This is a genomic window from Veillonella sp. VA137 (assembly GCF_003992015.1).
Taxonomy (GTDB): Bacteria; Bacillota; Negativicutes; order Veillonellales; family Veillonellaceae; genus F0422.
The window spans coordinates 90406-109669 of sequence record NZ_RQVK01000007.1; the positions used below are offsets into that span (position 1 = coordinate 90406).

Below are 19264 nucleotides of genomic sequence, written 5' to 3' on the forward strand. Positions count from 1 at the left end.
GGGTTACGAAAGCGATACAATATAAGATAAGAAATAAAAAAATAGAAGTCACACTATAAATAGTATGACTTCAAGCAAATTTGTAGAAAGGGTGCTTGCCCACCCTTTCTCTATACTATAGCATAGAGGAGGGGAAAAGCACAATGGATATTATGGAAAAGAAAAAGATGGGGCGACCAACTGATAACCCAAAAAGTAGACCAATACACGTAAGATTAGATGAAAAAACAAGTACAATAATAGATAAATATATGGATCGATATAAAGCAAGTAGAGCCGAGGCAATCCGATTAGGTATACAGCAGTTAGAAAAGTACTTGCAATAACAATATATTAATGAGTAAAATTAACAAATAATTTTAATTCCGTCGAATATTTAGGGATTGTGGAGAAGTTTAATAATCCAGAATTTAACCCCCTCGAATTAGAGGGGTTTTTAAAAGAAGCAGGTAGCAATGCCTTTACATTATCCCCACAGAAATGGGCAACGACTACAAATGCCAAAGGCTTATTTGTAAAAGTTGGTAGAGGTGGTGGTACGTTCGCACATAAAGATATTCCTTTTAAATTCGCTTCTTGGATCTAATTTTCAAAAGCAAGATGTTTGATATGGATGTGGATACTACTTTTAAAATACGTGGTGAAAGATTAGGAATAGGGTAGAACGATAAATTTTTAAAGGAGTATATATGAATACAACAAAAGAATGGATTGAAAAATATGAAACAGTAAAACATTTATTAGTTGCCCCTATGAACTATGCAGAAGTTTTTGAAAAAAATGAAATTCATGGAAAAAAACTATTTGTTTTAGAAATGGGAGAAATCATATTTCCTACGGGAGAACTTTTGGTAAGAGATCCTTTGGTTTGGTTGAGTAGAACAGAAAAGCCTTACTTAACCAAAGTACCAAGAGGAAAGTATAGCATTGAAACTTTGGTAGTAGAAATTGAAGAAGAACACTATCGTTATGTACTTACAAGAGTAAAATTTAATGAAAATAAGCCTGTGATTTATTATGAAGCTTTAAAAGGTGATGAAAACCTAGAAGGTGTAGATAATGAAAGTATTTTTGGATTTATGGTTGATGCAGGATTGGCAACTATAGTTGATGTGGAAACAAGAGATAAATATTGTGATTTTGTAGAGAAGTGGTATAAAGAAAATACTGAAAAAAATATTTATAATGATTTTTTTGCAAAGGAATTTAAAGAAAGTGCCGTGAAATATCCAAAATTTCAAAGAGAAGATGGAGACTGGATAAACTTTAAAATTCCTAATACAGATTTATCAATTCCTATGATTCAGTCTGGTTTTGGAGATGGACAGTATCCTGTATATTTTGGGTATGATGAAAAGGGAAATCTTTGTGATATTGTTTTAGAGTATATACCGATAAATTAATTTCAAAGGGGGATATAAAGTCTAATTTAAATTAGATAGATGTAACAAGTGAATTTACAGAATAAATAAAAATTATAATGAGGTAGAATATGGAAAAAATAAAACATGAATTTTTTGGAGAATTAGATTTAGTAAATGGATTAGACGATGGTATGGGATTTAGTAACGATGTTGTTGTATTGTGGGAAGAAGAGGTAAATGGAATTAATACAACACTTTGGTATGGTAAACCAGGTAAAATCACAACAGAATTATTAGATAATTTTACGAAGTTTTTACAAAATTTTGGTGAATATAACAAAAAAGCTAGAAAAGTAATAGGAGAATATCTATTAGAAGATAATACATATATTACATTTCATAAAGAAGAATTAGAACTTGATTTACCAGAAGATGTAAATGAATTTGTACAATGTATGAAAGTTACGAATATTGGATTATGGGCAGATGGAGAGAATGTAATGATTGTAGATTATATGATTTCTCCAGAAGAAAGTGATGAAATTTTAGCTGTTAAATTTGATGAGAATCTTGATATTATAGATATTTCTTGGGAAAGTTAAAATTTAAAATTAAAGGGTAACTATTAGAATATTTTGTGTAAATGTCAATATAAGAATGTACAATTACTCCATCATTTGAATATGATGACGTAATCGGTAGGAATCTTCAGATATACTAATGACATGAACATGATGAAGTAGTCGATCAATAATTGCGCTAGCTACTTGTCAGAAGAAGAGAAAACGTTAAAACTTTCTGCGAAAAACCTCTTTAGTAAGTTGCTGGATAATCGTAGTAGCCTTCTTGTAGTTGATTGGTACTGAACAGATAGTGTGTCTTTTATATTATTGAGGATATGTATTTTGTGAATTAAGGTAAAATTGAGATTATCTTTTTTGTAGAAAAAGTTCTACAATTCATGAGGACAGGGAGATCGTTGGTAGAGAAGTAAAGGAGACATAAATGGATAGCGAAACAAAATTGTTTGAGGGTAACCATATTCGATCTATTTGGGACGAAGAAAAAGAGGAATGGTATTTTTCAGTGGTTGATATAGTTGGAGTACTTACGGAACAAGAAAATGCGAGAGGTGCCAGTACCTATTGGGCAGTATTAAAAAAGAGATTAAAAGGAGAAGGAAGTGAACTGCTTACAATTTGTAAGCAGTTGAGAATGAAAGCAACAGATGGTAAACTGCGTTTGACTGATGTAGCAGATATGCAAGGAATATTTCGTATTATCCAGTCTATTCCATCACCGAAGGCAGAGCCTTTCAAACTGTGGCTTGCAGAAGTAGGAAAAGAAAGAATTGATGAAATAGTAGATCCAGAATTAATAATTGATCGAGCCTTAGAAACATATGTAAAAAAAGGATATACGAGGGAATGGATAAACCAAAGACTACAAGCTATTCAAGTACGTAAAGAATTAACAGATACTTGGCAAGATCATGGAGTTAAAGAAGGTAGAGAATATGCAATTCTAACCAACGAAATCACAAAGGCATGGTCAGGTATGACAACAAGACAATACAAAGACCATAAAGGGCTAAAAAAACAAAATCTTAGAGATAATATGACTACAACAGAGCTTATATTAAATATGCTTGCAGAAACTGCAACTAAAGATATAGCTAATGCTACTCATCCACAAGGATTAGAAGAAAACAAAAAGGTAGCAAAAGAAGGTGGCTCAATTGCTGGAGATGCAAGAAAATCTATCGAAGTAAAAACAGGCAAACCTGTCATTACTTCAAAAAATGCAATTGACTTAGGTAAACTAATAGAAGACGTTTCAAAAGCTTCAGAAGATGGAGGTGATACAAAGTAAACAATTAAACCAAAAAGTTAACTTTAAATGGACGAATAACTTGTCAATTTCCTTATAACAAAAATGACCACAAAAGAGTAATTACATACTCAGTGTGGTCATTCTATTTATTATTTACTTTGAAGCCATAGTTTAAAAATTGTTATTGTATCATCTATAATTGTACTTTCACACCATAAATGATCTTAACTAATTCAGCCATAGCCTCTGGTGTTTCCAAGCCTGGATTCAATAAGAACCATTGAGATGGTAAGAAAATAACTTTGTCATTTTTCACAGCTTGTAATTGATTCCAAGCTGGGTTGCTAGTCATTTCTTTGGCAAAGGTTGCATTGATTTCATCCTTTTTACCCATGGTAACAACAAGGATTATGTCCGGGTTATCAACGGTTAATGTTTCTAAGGAATAAGGCACTGTTTTAGAAGTTACATTATCTTTTAAATGTTGTTCTACTACATTAGTAATACCCAATTCACGAACCATGGACGCCGTGATTGCTAATGGAGTTTCTGCTGTTACCGATTTACCAGTAGCTCGTAATACAGCAACTTTGACAGGTTTATCTTTAGGGATAGCAGCTTTCACAGTATCGATTTTTTTATTGTAATCTTCGATGACAGATTTGGCCTTATCTTCTGTATGGAAAATATTGCCCAATAATGTTAATAGTGGAATATTATCATTGATTCCATCGTAGTTAATCAAAATAGATGGAATGTTATTGCTATCTAATTGTCCTTTGAATTTTTCATGTTGGCTAGGTAATCCTAATACTAAATCAGGATGTAGACCCACTAATTGTTCCATATTAGGATTGGCTGTGTGGCCTATGCTTGGTAATGATTCAATTTCGCTAGGTAATTTTTCATTACTTTCAACACGAGCGATGGCTTTGCCACCTACAGCATAGATCATTTTGGAAATAGAATTAGATAGAGCTACTACCTTGGATGGATTAGTAGGGATTGTGTAGGACTGATCTTGGTAAGATACTGTACGAGTTGTTTCGGTTGTAGTAGGGCTTGTTTTTGTACATCCACCTAGTAACAAAGAAGTGGAGAGTAGAACAGCACTACAAATTTTTAAATATGTTTTCATTGTTTATTTCTTTCAAATAAGGGGATACGAAACGTATCCCCTTATGTTTTTAGTACTATAGTATTGTTGGTAAATTATTTTACTAATGCATCATATGCTTCGGAAGCACGTTCTGCAAAGATATCACGGATTTGTTGATTTTCACCAGCACCATGGATATAAGTATCTACAGTAAATCCTTCTTTCATAAGGATATTTTTATGAGAATCAGGTTCGTCACCAGCCATATCGTTGTTTGCATGGTCACCAGCCACCATCATTAATGGCATTAATGTAACGTGTTTGATACCTTTTTCTTTCAATTGAGGGATTACTGTTTCAAGGTTTGGCCATCCTTCAACTGTGTAAAGGTATGTATTTTGGAATCCCATGGAATCGATACGATCTTGGATTACTGCATAGTACGCATTAGATGGATCTGGAGTACCATGAGCCATGATCAATACAGCAGAATCTTTTGTTTGGATCATAGGGAATTGGGAAGAGTATGCTTTTAATGCTTGTTCAATATCATCGCGTTGTTCTTCTTGGCCCATCCAGTACATTAAAGGTAAACCTAATGTCATTTTTTTGAAATCTTGTTTATGATGGTTGAATACAGCCCCAGCATAGTTATATTCCATACCTGGAATCATGTTTAATGTTGTTAAAGCAACACGAGTGTATCCATCAGCTTTTAATTGATCTAGTGCTTCTTCTGGAGTTGGATATGTAATACCTTCTTTAGCCTTAATACGGTCAATGATGATATGGGATGTGAAAGCAGTGACTACTTTCACATTTGGATGTTGTGCTTTGATTTCATTGATTGTAGCATCAATTGTTTTTGCACGAGTATCTTTGAAAGTAGTGCCGAAGGACATAACTACGATAGCATCTTTATCCATTGCGTCTTTCATCATTGGATTTTCGTATGTGCGAACACCAATAGAAGCTGCTTCTTGTAATGCTGGAGTTGCATCTTTTACTTCAGAGTTTAACATGTACGCTGCATCAGTAGATTGAGAAACGCCGAAAGCTGCAGTTACTGCTAATGCCGCAATCATAGCGCTTTTAGAAAAGAATTTCATAATAATTCTCCTTACCTAAAACTAGAATATACCCAAAAGCATGAATTTTTATTTCTCTATTCATACTTATGTATTATTATATTCCTACCTGTGATAAGTGTCAATGAAATATAAACATATAATCATGAAAGTTAGCTATAATCAAATGAAAAATCTTAGTACTTAGGGTATCAATGAGTATCAACAAAAATGAAGGGATACAAACAGGCCATTCACTCTCTGTTTAGACAGTAAACCACTATGATTTTATTGACTTAAAAAAATCACTGTGATAGACTTAACAAGTTATAAAATTATCAAGAACAATAAGAAGTCTGAGAACATAATAGAAAGGAAGACATAAGTATCTATGAAATCTATACATAATACAAAGAAAATAGCAGCAATGACTGTTATCGTAGGGGCCATGACGGCACAAGTGATGGCAGCTGATACAGCCATTGTTGTTGGCGGTAGCGGTGCAAGTGCAACAGGTCATGTAGCATTGGCTGTGGGGGCTAATGCCAATGCATCAGGTAACCAAGGGGTGGCTATTGGTGCTAACTCCGCAGCTAGCGGTGGTAATGCGACGGCTCTTGGGTTAAATGCAACTGCAACACATACAGATGCACTGGCCATTGGTACAAAAGCAGAGGCAACGAATGTGAATACTACTGTAGTAGGTGCGTATGCTGTATCTAGTGGAGATTATGGGGTGGCAGTGGGAGCCGATTCTTATGCGACAGGTAACCGTGCTATTTCTATTGGTGTAGCAATCAATGAGACAGAAAATAAACGATTTGGTGCTACCGGTGATCGCTCTATCAGTATTGGTAATGAAACACTGGCTTCTAGCACGCATACAACAGCTGTAGGAGATAGTGCTACAGCTACTAGTAATAGATCTGCTTCCTATGGGGCATTTGCAAATGCTACAGGAGTTCAATCTACTGCAGTGGGTCATGCATCCAATGCAAAAGCAAACCATAGCTCTGCCTTTGGTGATGCATCTATAGCGAGCGGTGAAACATCCGTAGCAGTTGGTTATGGTGCAAAAGCACAAGATGCAGAAACGATTGCAATTGGTTCTGGAGCGCAAACAAATGATAAAAATGCACGTGGTTCTATAGCGATTGGTAGAAGCTCTAATGCCCAAGCGGGATTATCTGTTGCGATCGGTGCCGATGCTAAAACAGAGTTAAAAAGCCCTATTAATATTCCCGATTTTTATGGCGCGACAGCTATCGGTACCGGTGCTAGTACAGGAGGTATAGGATCCACTGCGATTGGTAACCAAAGTCGAGCAAATACAGACATTGTGGGAGGAATTGTAAACTCTTACTCCACTGCGGTAGGTACATCAAGTATTTCTCAGGGGACTTATTCTTCTGCTTTAGGTACACACTCTAAAGCATTAGGCCATTATTCTATTTCCATTGGCATGCAGAAGGATAGAAAAGAGGGTACTGCGGGTGCACTTGGCTATGGGGCAGCCGCTATAGGCTTGTATGCAGCGGCAAATGGGATACAAAGTATTGCATTAGGACAAGAAAGTAAAGCAGATAAGAATCGAAGCATTGCTATCGGTTTGAGTACCATCACGGATGGTGTTGACTCTATTGCTATGGGGACTAAATCAATGTCTCATGCATCTAAAGGTGTGTCATTAGGAGCTGGTGCGACTAGTACAATTGAATCTTCCGTAGCATTAGGTGCATTATCCTCTACATCGGGTCAAGCTTTCACAGTGGGTTATGATCCAACTACAAAAGCGGCTATGGATATGAGTACAGTTGTAAAAGATGTAACAGCTTATGAGGCACAAAAAGCAATCATTAAAGAGGCGAATGAGACAATTGATACATCTAATGCCATACTTCGTACAGCTGAATATGATCGTATCTATGGAGCTACCTCTGAAATTCGCAATGCTGCAGATACTTTAACTGCAGAGCATCGAGGAAAGATTATTGATGCAGAAGCTAAAAAGTTAGAGGCTATGCAGGCGATTAAAAGTAATTTCCAAGGAGCCTCTGCATGGGAAAGCTCATTAGGTGGTGTATCTGTTGGTAATGCAGAGTTAGGATTAACTCGCCAAATTAATAATGTGGCGGCAGGTACATTAGATACAGATGCTGTTAATGTGGTCCAATTAAAACGTGTACTTAATACAAGCATCAACAACACTATGGGTGACATTATGAACCAAACGAATACATTGGTGAATGGGGTACGTCAAGATGTACAGGCGCTTCGTAGTGAAAGTCGAGAAGGGGATGCTATGAATGCAGCCTTAGCAGCTTTAAAACCGGTGGCGTATAAATCGACAGAACCTACGCAAATTATGGCGGGCGTGGGACATAACTCTGGTAAAACAGGATTGGCCCTAGGGGTAGCCCATTATACAGATGAAGGAACCATGTTTAATGCAGGCATTGCCTTTGCTGGCAAACAACGATCCTATAATGGAGGCGTTACTTTTAGAATTGGACATGGTAGTGACGATGTACCACAATATGCACCGCCTGCAACAATACAAGTACTTTCAGAAGAATTAGCACTAGAAAAATCTAATAATGAGTTACAAGAGCGTCGTATGCAAGAACAAGAGGCAAAACTCAATCGTTTATTACAACAAAATGAACGATTGCAACAAGAGGTAGCAGCTTTAAAGACGTTGTTAAAATAATACAATAGAATGCAAATAGTAGTTATACTACTACAAAGGCTATAGACTGACAGTATCAGCTATAGCCTTTTTGTGTTAACCAAAACACGGTAATATATTTGATTATATTACAATGAGAGTAGTGAATGTATACTAAATAGTGACCAATATCACATAGCTTTACAATTCGTGAATCAAATGGAGCATTTAAAATCCATATGGAGTAGATGTGATATTTGATTAGGTCTATAATACAAATGATTAATATTATCAAATTTCTTTGTATTTATAGGAAGATGGTGGAATGCTATGCATTATTCTAAGCCGTATCAGAAACGTTTACTTACTGGTGCAGTCATGAGTTGGATGGCTTGTTCTTGGTATCTACTTGGTGGATTAGCACCTGTACAGGCAGAAGGATCTGTGTTTGTTACAGCAGATCGTGCACAAGAAGAAGCAAAATATAACTCTCAACAAGTGCAAATCATTACTAAAAAAGATATTGAACAAAAGCAGGCTAAATCTGTGGAAGATATCGTATTTACACAAGCTGGTGTAAGTCGTACAGTGGACAGCATGGGTCGTGTCGGTGTATCGATTCGTGGCGCTGAACCTCGTCATACATTAATTCTTGTAGATGGACAGCCAGTGATGGGTGAATTTGCAAAGTACCAAGGTCAAGGTGATGAATTACAACGACTAGGTACAGAAAACGTTGAACGTATAGAAATTATCCAAGGCGCAGCCAGTGCAAAATATGGATCCGATGCCATTGGTGGTGTTATCAATGTCATCACGAATAAACCAAATAAAAATGCGAATATCCGCATCAATGGTGAAAGTATTCGTTCCCGTGGCGATCAAGGTTTGTTCCCATATAGTAACTTCTTTATGCGTGCTGACTCTGGACAACAAGGCAAATTACGTGTGAATATTCATGGTAGTAAACGTGATATCGTTCCTGTATATGCAGCGAGAGAAAGAAAAGAAGTTCCATTTGGTAATGCAGCTGTCAATGAACAATTTCCTAAAAATTCCTTAAGGTATTACGGAACAAACTCCAATTTAGGATTGTCTGCGATTTATGATGTGAATCAAAATAATTCGTTTACATTTACAACCGACCGTTATAACGAAGATTTAGAACGTTTTGTAAAACGTACAAACTCTGAAGATGAACCACAAGTTCATTACAAACGTGATTTAGATAGAAATAAAAGTAACCTTTCCTATGCAGGACAAGATGAAAAAAGCAATTGGAAGGTTGAATTAAACTATACTCGTACGAAAGAAGATGATGTAACCTTAACAAGCGAGTATGGTCGCAGTAATTATGAAGGTAAAAACACATTGAACTATGTGGACAATGTGGACCATAAACAATGGAGCTTTAATATCACTGGAGACACTCAAGCCAACGACAATCACTTACTTTCTTATGGTTTTGGATATACTACTGAAAGTGGCGAAGGTAGCCGTCTAAAAAGTGCACCTCATACATGGGTTAGAAATATTGATCCATGGGACTATGATAAGAGTTTAGCTGTTAAACACGGGAAACCAGATAGTACAATCTATCGTCATTCTTTCAAAGAAAATGGAGAAGGCGTATTACGTTGGGATAAAGAAAAAGAGTGGTATGGTTATGATGGTACAGATAAAACAAGTGTACCAGAGTTCACCTATGAAGACTTTAAAAACTATTTAGATCCAGAAGCAGGGTTAGATCCGGCTGCATTCCATGGTTTAGTCTATAACTCTGGATATACACCTAACAATATGGAATCCCGTAATCCAGAAGCATTGAAACGATTCAAGGCATTCAACGATAAATTAAATGAAATTCCGTACAATAAAGAACTGATTGCTAAATATGGCCCAGGTCATCAAGGAACTGAAACCATTGATGGGGTCAAACCACCTGTAATTAATAAAGATTATTTAGCCTTATTCTATTACATGGAAGATCCGTCTTTCAAAATTGTACGACCTCAATTTAATGGCGGTCATTTCAAAGATGAATACAATAAACGTATCAATCAACAAACCATGGGTAGTGCAAGATTACGGAAACAGCACTTCTTCTTGCAAGACACATGGCAAATCAACAAGGATACTCTGTTACAACCAATTGTACGTTTAGATCATAGTGATTTATTCGGATCTCATATGACGTTCAATATGGGGGTTACACACAATGTAGGTGGCAATGCCCATCGTCGCTTGAAAGCCAATGTTGGTACTAGTTATACAGAGCCAGGTATGGGTGAATTATACTATAACTGGGAAATGTTTGGACCTACGGTAACGAATGTGGCTCCATTGTCTGGTGGACGTGCTCGTTTAGGTTGGTATTGGATTGGCAACCCAACATTAAAACCTGAAAAGTCGAAAAATATAGATATTTCCTTTGAAGGAGAAAATAAAAATACCTATATGAAATTGACGGCTTTCCGCAATCAAATTCGCAACTATATGACCATTGCCAATACTGGACATTTAATGGATTTCTATCCATATCTTGATGAAAGTACTTATTTTGGTGCTACAAAATATGCTCATGCTCCAGATATGCTTTATACATTCCGCAACATTGGTAAAGCCCGTGTCAACGGTGTTGAACTAGAAGTGAAACAACGGTTAAATGACCATGCAAAATTGAAAGTAGGGTATACATATTTAGATGCAGTGAATAAAACAAATCCAGATATGCCAAAACGATTGTTGGACAAACCGATGCATAAACTCGACTTAGGCTTGGAATTAGAAGATAAAGTAAGTGGTTGGAGTGGCAATATTTGGACAGATTACTACTATGGTATGCTCGATAGTAACTCTGTTGCTGGTGGTGGTAACTATATTACATCGCAAGTAAATCCAGAAAATAATGATAAATCTATTATCACGTACGAGTTCAATACGAAAAAAACAGCAGATATGTACAAGAAGAAAACCTATGGTATTTGGAATATGATTGTACAGAAAAAAATCGATAAAGATTCCCTTGTATACTTTGGCATGAACAATGTATTCAACCATCGTGATGATGATCGTGCTCTACAAGGACGTCAGTTCCGATTTGGTATGAACTTAAAATTTGGTTCCGATGGTTCTAGTACTTCCAAACATACAGATACTAAGGCTGTAGCAATGAATGGAAGAACTCCAATCACTGAAGTTTCTGTATCGAAAGCTCAAGAAGCTCTAACGCCGTCAGTATTAGAATCTCAATTTGACCAAAGTCGAGAAAAAGGTGCTACTGTAGTGGGAGATATCCGCTTTGGTGGTGACAGTCATTTAGGCAGTGATAGACCAGCAAACCGTGTGACAGCAGTCAGCTCAATTAGTGATGGAGCATTGAAAAACTTACAAGATAAAAATGAACATGGCTTCCATAGTCGTTTACGCTTAGGTGTGGATGCTCGTGTGGGCGATCATACGAATGTAAAAGTAGTAGCTACAGCACAAGGTCAAGAAGGCGTCGATGCATCGCATGTCACAACAGGGTCTAAAGGACTTTCTCATAGCCGTTTAGAAACAATAGATGTTACAAACCATCATGCTAAATGGGACTTCAGTGTCGGTCGATTGACTGAGAAATTTGGTATGACCGGATACTGGTTTAATAAGGAGTTTGATGGATTACGTAGTGTTTGGACTAGTGATAAAGACCAATTGCGTATTGGTTACGGTGACTTCCGTCATAGTACAGGTATTGAAGATTCTGCATATACCCATGCAATTTTCACTAAATTCAAACGACCTCCAACTGTGGATGAATTCGTAGGAACAACCTTTGATTACACGGGTCTTTCTGAAGAAGAGAAAAAATTAGTAGGTGGTGCAAAAGTTGAAAAAGTCGTGAAAGATGCACCAAATACAATTAATTTCTATCAACAGTTAAAAGCGTTGCAAGGTGATTACAAATCGCTAAGTGACAAAAAAGAAGAGTTTGCTAGTGAAATTGCTACCTTGAAAGATGAAATGGACAATGAATACATTGCTGATACTCCTGAAAAGAAAGAGCAATATAGAAAAGATATTGAGGCGAAAACAAAAGAACTTGAAGAAGTTACTACGAAACTAGACGCCAACATCGAGGCCCAATATGGTGTCGTTGCTCGTATGCAAGAGCTTGCTGTAAAAGCTTATGGACATGATAAAGGATTTAAGAAATATAATGTAGCTAAAAAAGTAGATGAAGAAATTACGATTCCGATTAAACTGCCGGATATAGAGTTTAGATATACTGGTACTGTGATTACTCATGATGAGGATGAAGATACAGATTACGAAGATCCAGTGGATTCTGATAAATTCAATACAAAACCTAAGGCTAATCCAAGTGGGGCAAACTTAGATAATCCACTCTTCAAATTGAAAGTGAAAGACCTAGCTGTATTAGGTAAAGATAGAAAAGAATATCTCAAAAAATGGTTTGAAACTAATAAAGAAGAAATCATTAAAGCCTATAAAGCACGGGCTATGGAATTGGCGAAACTTTCTGTAGGCGAACATGGTACGGTAAAAGAAGTTACCTTTAAAGAAGAAAACTTGGCAAAAGCAGGAGATGCTCTCTATGAAATGAATTATTTAAATGTAGGTACTCCTGGGGAATCTTCCATTGCTAAAACATATCAATCTGGTATGTATCCATACCTTGTGGCCCGCTATTTCAATGAAATTGTAGGTGCCTTAGAAGCGACTGATGGTCATAGTAAATTGCCAAGGGAAGCATTTATTCCATACACAGGCGCCATTATTCCGGCGGAAGGCATTGTGTTACAACGAGATGTGATTCCTCCAATTAAACGTGCGGGCTATGTACAGTTACGCCATATGGTAGGTAAACAATTAGGTCTTACTGCTTGGTACTTGCGTTCTATGGGCAATGATACAAACACAGTACAATTTGCTAGTGGCTTAGGAACTTCTAGCACTACATTCAAAGGAGTGGCTAATGTAATCGGTATTGGGGCAAAATATAGTACAGGTAATGCATCTGTATCCTTTGACTATGGTCAAAACAGAACTGACTTTGGTCGATTTATGAATGGACGCACCGTGTATAACTATGTTCCAGGTAGTATCAACTTTACACCAACTGGCCGTGCTATGGGTGGAAATCCAAGCTTCTGGGTAGTACGTTTTGATATTGGTCAATCCGACTATAAACGTGCAGGTAGTTGGAATGGTTTTATCGATTATAAACGATTTGATCATGGCTCATTCTTTGGTGGTAATGGCAGTGGTTCTGTGCCAGATCGTTACCTAGACGGCATTAGTAGCTTTACCGTAGGTGGCGGTTACGTGCCTCGTAAGGATTTCTTACTAGAAGCGTTCTACACATTTGATGCAAAAGCGACTGGACAACGTGATACATTGTATGGTGGAGAAAACTTTAAACTAGGAAATTATACAAGAATTCAAGGAACATATAAATTCTAATACTATCTTATTCCATACATCCATGATGTAATGTAAAAGATTATTTTTGATGCCTAATGAGTGCGTATCTAGTACTCATTAGGCATTTTATGTATTGACACTCATGTGATTTTAAAATAGGAAAGATTCTAATACTCTTTAATGGATCGACTTAAAAGAGTATGTAATGGTTATACGTATATAGGTAGACTTATATGTACCCTTTGTTGAGCGATAGAAATATATGCTAATAAACCTAATTTATATGCGTAGTATATTATAAAAATGAGAAATATTTACAAAAAATATAACTAAATGGGCTAATTGAAAACGTTTCGGAGTGGATTTGATAGATAAATTAGTATAAAATAAAAGCAAAATGATATTTTTTGTCATTTGTGTTATTATTTGTGTTAATTTTTTTTGTATGTAGGAGTAGATTGCAATGACGACAAATCGTAGAAAGCAACAAAAATACTTCATGCTATCATGTGCGATTGCTACATGGATAGCGCTACCAGGTTTAATGTATTCTAACTCAGTACAAGCTGAGGGGTCTGTATATGTTACAGCTGATAGAGCTCATGAAGATGCTAAATATAACTCACAACAAGTGAGCATTATTACTAAAAAGGATATTGAACAAAAACAAGCTAAATCAGTAGAAGATATCATTTTCACTGAAAGTGGCGTATCAAAAACTGTGGACTCCATGGGTCGTGTGGGTGTATCCATTCGTGGTGCAGAAGCACGCCATACTTTGATTTTAGTAGACGGTCAAGCTGTATTAGGTGACTTGGCTAAGTTCAGTGGTGCAGCAGATGAAGTTATGCGCTTAGGCACAGAGAACGTAGAACGTATTGAAATCGTACAAGGTTCTGCTAGCGCTAAATATGGTTCTGATGCTATTGGTGGTGTTGTTAATATCATCACTAAAAAAGCGGCTAAAAAACCAACTATCCAAATCAATGGTGAAGGATCTCGTGCAAAAGGTGGAGAAACTGGCTATGGTAATACTAATTTCTTTTTGCGCGCCGATTCTGGACAAATGGGTAAAGTCCGTGTAGCTATTTCTGGTAGTAAACGTGATATTTTACCAGTATATGCTACAAAAGAAAGAAGAGATACAGGTGATAAGTTAGAAGGAGACTTTAAACCTAATGCACTTCGTTTCTACGGTGATACTTCTGATATTGGCTTTAATGGTATTTATGATATCAATAAAGATCATAATATTCAGGTCCGTTTAAATCGTTTTACAGAAGATTTACAACGGGATGTTAAAAATAGTACATCACCAATGGAGCCTCAACGTCATTTCAAACGTGATAGTAACCGTAATACCTTAAATATGATCTGGAATGGTCGTGGTGGTGCCAGCGATTGGAAATTAGAATTGAATCATTCTCGTATTAATGAAAATGATGTTTCTTTAATTAACTATGTTGGTCGTTCTCAATATGAAGGTAAAAACGAATTACGTTATATTGATGATGTAGACCATCGTCAAACAGATATCCGTTTCAATGCAAACTCTGCAATTGGGGATAAACACACCTTAAGCTGGGGTATTGCACAAACTAAAGAAACAGGTTCTGGTAGTCGACTAAAAAGTTCGCCTAATGTTAAAACTCGCTATATTGATCCATGGGATTATGATAAAAACTTATTAGTAGCAGGCGTGGACCGTTTAGAACGTCGACCTGGTGATAATAGTTTACGTGTTTATTCTCATATCCATGATTACAAGTTTAAACCAAGTAAAGATGGTTTACCAATCTGGGATAAAGATTATGAATACTATGGTGCAGAAAAAGAAACTGATATTCCACCAATTACCTATGAATACTTCCGTGACCATAAATTAGATGATCCTGTTAAAACAACAGATCCATCCTCTTGGTACAATAACTTAACAGATTTTGGTGTAGATGATGAGCACTGGGCAAAAATTCGTGATTTCAATGATGCATTAAAAAAAGAAAATAATATAAATGGATCATCGGTATATGTGAAATACTTTACCCAAGGGGAATCCTTAGATCCAGCAGAACGCGCTAAAGCACCAAAATATAAAGGTGTTAAGTTCCTAGAAAAATACCGTGAACGTGAACAACGCATCACGGAAGGCGAAGGTAGTATTAAAAAAAGTAATTACTACTTATCTGATGCATGGCAAGTGAACAAAGATTTATTAGTTCAACCAACGCTTCGTATCGATAAGAGTAGTTTATTTGGAACACATTTCTCTTGGAACTTAGGTGCTACCTATAATGTAAACTCTAATGCTCATCGTCGTTTAAAAGCCAATGTAGGTACTGGATATTCTGAACCAGGTATGGGTGAATTATGGTATAATTGGCAAATGTTTGCATCCAATCCAGTAGCGCAAGGCGTTGCAAAAATGGGATGGTATTGGGCAGGTAATCCAAACTTAAAACCAGAAACATCTAAAAATATCGACATTAGCTTTGAAGGAGAAGGTAAAAATGATTACGCTCGCATTGGCGTTTTCCAAAACCATATTCGTAACTATATGTCCGTATACTTTACAGGAGAATTACAAGACTGGGCACCACAATTATCAAAACAAGATAAATGGATGCAAGCACCAGATTTAATTTATAGCTTTAAAAATATTGGTAAAGCAAAAATTACTGGTTTGCAATTAGAATGGAAACATAAATTTGGTTCTAAATGGAGCACTCGTTTCGGGTGGACTCGCTTGCAAGCGTTGAATCAATCTGATTCTACAATGCCTGCGCATTTATTAGATCGTCCAACTAACAAAATCGACTTCGGTATTACTTATGAAACTAAGAAGTGGAATGCACAGCTGTGGGCAGACTATTATCATAAAATGCTTGATAGTAATACACAAAAAAATCGTTCTAACTACTGGATTAGCGGTATTGATTCTGATAGTGCCATCTATAATGTATCTAATGACTACGAAGAAAAATCATTTGGTACATGGAATGCCATGGTACAACGCAAATTTGGCAACGATTCATTAGTATACTTCGGTGTTAACAACATCTTTGATCATCGTGATGATGACAGAGCAACTCAATCTCGTGTATATCGTTTTGGTGTAAATCTTAAATTCGGAGCAGGTGGAGATAGTAAAGTTCAAGATGCGAAGATGCAAAATCCTGCATCAACAAATGGTATAAATGGTACAACTCCTATTACAAAAGTTCATGTAGATAAAGCTATAGCTACTGTGAATGGCGATGATATGGGACGTGAGCATCAATTCTTAGAAAGACCATTTGATGCCAAGAAAGAAAAAGGAACTGAATTTATTGGCGATTACCGTGCACGTTTAATGGCACATGGTGGTTCTGAACGTCCACAATCCTTGTACACAAGTACTGCATATGTAGGAAATGCTGAATATAATTTAAAAGATCAAAAAGAACATGGGTTAGAACAACGTATTCGTTTTGGTGTAGATGCAAGAATCAATGATACTACTAATGTGAAAGTTCTTGCTAGCGCTAGTGGAAATCACTCTGTAGATACAACTTCTACTGCAGTTCAATCTAAAGGCCTGAATAAACAACGGTTAGAAAATTTAGATGTAACGAATACGAATGGACGTTGGGATTTCTCTATTGGTCGTTTACATGAATCCATGGGCACAACAGGATACTGGTTTAATAAAACATTTGATGGAATTCGTGCTGTGTGGACAGATCAAAGAAGTCAATTCCGCACAGGTATTGGTTCCTTTAAAGCAAGCACTGGTATTACAGACTCTTCCTATAATCACAGTACGTACGCTACATATTTTAGAGCACCAACATTGGATGAATTTATTGGATTAAATAGTCAATTATATAATACGTTCAATGAAGGTATGTATGGAAATGAGTGGAAGACTCCGATTGAGGAAAAGGATGGAAAAAGAGTTCCTCAAAAAGGATCTTTTATGGAAAGATACTTAAATGACTTTAAAGGTAAGAACGAAAATCTATTTTTTGTAGAGCAATTGACCGACTTAGAAAATACAATGTCTAACTTATCAGAAGAAGAACGAGCTGCAAAACGTACTGAGATTGTACAGCGCATGGCTGAGATTGTTGGTAAAGCATATCCAGAATTAGCTAACTCTACTCACTTAGCATATAGAACTGAAAAACCTGGAAAAGTTATAAACATCATGTATGAAGTAGAAGATGCCAATGGCACAAAGGCATACTTAATGTCTCAAATGGATCTTTATTCATCTGGTGGAAAATTTACACCATATACTATTTACAAAGATGAAGCAGAAGCCCGAAAAGCTGTTAAAAAAGAGAAAAACGAAATCTTAAAAGAGTTGTATGGTAAATCATTAGAGTCTGTTAATTCAAAATTTGCCGCAAGTTTAGGAGACCCAACTTTATTAAGCAAGGAATACATTGATAAAAATAAAGCTAAGCTTGAAGAAGGATATAAGGCTGCTGCTGAATGGGCTGCGCGTAAACAATGGATTGAAGATAATGAATATTCTTTAGACTCACGTGATGACAAAATAAAATATTTTGATAACTATACTCTTACTGATGACGGATATTATAAGAAAGTATCTTCAAGTGCTCCTGAAGCAAAAAAACTTGATAACCCAATCAAGGAGTACAAATTTAAAAGAGTTGTGAAAATATTTGAAAAAGGAGACTACGTATCTGGTAAAGGCAGTAAAATGAATGATGTTGATATTGCCGAAACATTAAAATCTGCGAATTTTGCTACAACAACCAGTGATTACACCGAAGGCAAAATGCAGTTTTTCCCAGAACTATATTTGAGAGAATTAATTAGAGTATTAAGATCTTCTGAACAAGGAAATACTTTGCCTAGGGCAGCTCTCGAAAAAGTAATTGGAAAACCAATTAAAGTGACTGGATTAAAACTTGAACGTGATACAATACCTGCAATTGATAGAGCTATTTTTGCACAATATAAAACACAAGTTAACCCTCGTTTAGGTTTGCAAGCATGGTTCTTACGATCCTTGAACAATAATGCCCATTCCATTCAAGCTGGTCATGTGAAAACTAAGATGGTAACTCATACAGGTATTACGGGATATAATACAGATTGGGCTGGAGATATCAATCCAGATGATCCTATTTATGGTGATGTAACATCTGAAGTTCCAGACTTTACTAATGATACATACACAAGCAAACGATTGGCTAATATCTTTGCCATCGGTGCACAATATCAAGTCGGTGATAATGCTCTTATCTCCTTAGATTATGGTTTTAACCGCAGTGATTTCGGTCGCTATATGAACGGACATACAAACTTTGATCATGTACGAAATACAGCTGATTTCACAGTGAAAGGTCACTCCATGGGTGGTACGCCACACTTCTGGACAGCTCGTCTTGACATCGGTCAATCTGACTACACAAGACCTGGTAGCTGGAATGCCTTCATGGATTACAAATACTTCGCTCATGGTTCCTTCTTCGGTGGTAATGGCACAGGAACTGTACCTGATCGTTACTTAGATGGTATCCGTAGCTTTACATTGGGTGGTGGCTATGTTCCTCGCAAAGATTTCTTGGTAGAAGCATTCTACACATTCGATGCAAAAGGTATTGGACAACGTGATACATTATACGGTGGAGAAAACTTTAAATTAGGTAACTACACTCGTATTCAAGGTACGTACAAGTTCTAAGATAAAGAAATAGAAATCTTATAGATGTTGGACTATGCCTGTGTATAACTACATAGGAAGATAGACTGGCATTCAGTACATAATGATATACCATAGAGGATAGTT

Annotated in this window: 11 protein-coding genes; 8 read left to right on the forward strand and 3 right to left on the reverse strand. The window is 36.4% G+C overall.

From position 1 onward, the window contains the following. The first annotated feature begins 143 nt into the window (after positions 1-143). The 4 genes from EO116_RS04915 (at position 144) to EO116_RS04930 (ending at position 1966) form a co-directional block, all read left to right on the forward strand. Positions 144-326, forward strand: coding sequence for a hypothetical protein (locus tag EO116_RS04915; protein ID WP_127160887.1), 183 nt, complete (start codon positions 144-146; stop codon positions 324-326). Between the two features lie 59 nt (positions 327-385). Beyond that, positions 386-586, forward strand: a complete 201-nt coding sequence (locus tag EO116_RS04920) for a hypothetical protein (protein WP_206168324.1) — start codon at positions 386-388, stop codon at positions 584-586. Between the two features lie 103 nt (positions 587-689). Continuing rightward, on the forward strand, positions 690-1403 hold the full coding sequence (locus EO116_RS04925) for a DUF4241 domain-containing protein (RefSeq protein WP_127160888.1): 714 nt from the start codon (positions 690-692) through the stop codon (positions 1401-1403). A gap of 89 nt (positions 1404-1492) precedes the next feature. Further along, positions 1493-1966 (forward strand): DUF2004 domain-containing protein, encoded by a 474-nt coding sequence (locus EO116_RS04930; RefSeq protein ID WP_127160889.1) that lies wholly within the window; start codon positions 1493-1495, stop codon positions 1964-1966. 63 nt (positions 1967-2029) lie between these two features. Here EO116_RS04930 and EO116_RS08770 read toward each other — a convergent pair whose 3' ends face one another. Next, the gene (locus EO116_RS08770; protein WP_370447266.1) at positions 2030-2119 is read right to left on the reverse strand and encodes an ATP-binding protein; all 90 of its coding nucleotides are present in this window, start codon (positions 2117-2119) and stop codon (positions 2030-2032) included. 250 nt (positions 2120-2369) lie between these two features. On the opposite strand from EO116_RS08770, the gene EO116_RS04935 reads away from it, so the two are divergent. Further along, on the forward strand, positions 2370-3236 hold the full coding sequence (locus EO116_RS04935) for a BRO family protein (protein ID WP_127160890.1): 867 nt from the start codon (positions 2370-2372) through the stop codon (positions 3234-3236). Between the two features lie 154 nt (positions 3237-3390). On the opposite strand, the gene EO116_RS04940 is transcribed toward EO116_RS04935, so the two are convergent. Both EO116_RS04940 and EO116_RS04945 read right to left on the reverse strand, forming a co-directional pair. Next, positions 3391-4335 carry an ABC transporter substrate-binding protein gene (locus tag EO116_RS04940; RefSeq protein ID WP_127160891.1) on the reverse strand — a complete coding sequence of 315 codons (945 nt, stop codon included), beginning with the start codon at positions 4333-4335 and terminating at the stop codon, positions 3391-3393. Between the two features lie 74 nt (positions 4336-4409). After that, the gene (locus tag EO116_RS04945; RefSeq protein ID WP_370447267.1) at positions 4410-5381 is read right to left on the reverse strand and encodes a sirohydrochlorin cobaltochelatase; all 972 of its coding nucleotides are present in this window, start codon (positions 5379-5381) and stop codon (positions 4410-4412) included. A 373-nt stretch (positions 5382-5754) separates the two neighbouring features. Between EO116_RS04945 and EO116_RS04950 the strand changes: the two genes are divergently transcribed. The 3 genes from EO116_RS04950 (at position 5755) to EO116_RS04960 (ending at position 19159) form a co-directional block, all read left to right on the forward strand. Next, positions 5755-8073 carry a YadA-like family protein gene (locus EO116_RS04950; RefSeq protein WP_127160893.1) on the forward strand — a complete coding sequence of 773 codons (2319 nt, stop codon included), beginning with the start codon at positions 5755-5757 and terminating at the stop codon, positions 8071-8073. Between the two features lie 288 nt (positions 8074-8361). Continuing rightward, positions 8362-13500, forward strand: a complete 5139-nt coding sequence (locus EO116_RS04955; RefSeq protein WP_240629135.1) for a TonB-dependent receptor domain-containing protein — start codon at positions 8362-8364, stop codon at positions 13498-13500. Between the two features lie 424 nt (positions 13501-13924). Beyond that, complete coding sequence (locus EO116_RS04960; protein ID WP_127160894.1) at positions 13925-19159, forward strand: TonB-dependent siderophore receptor; 5235 nt, start codon at positions 13925-13927, stop codon at positions 19157-19159. The last annotated feature ends 105 nt before the right edge of the window (positions 19160-19264 follow it).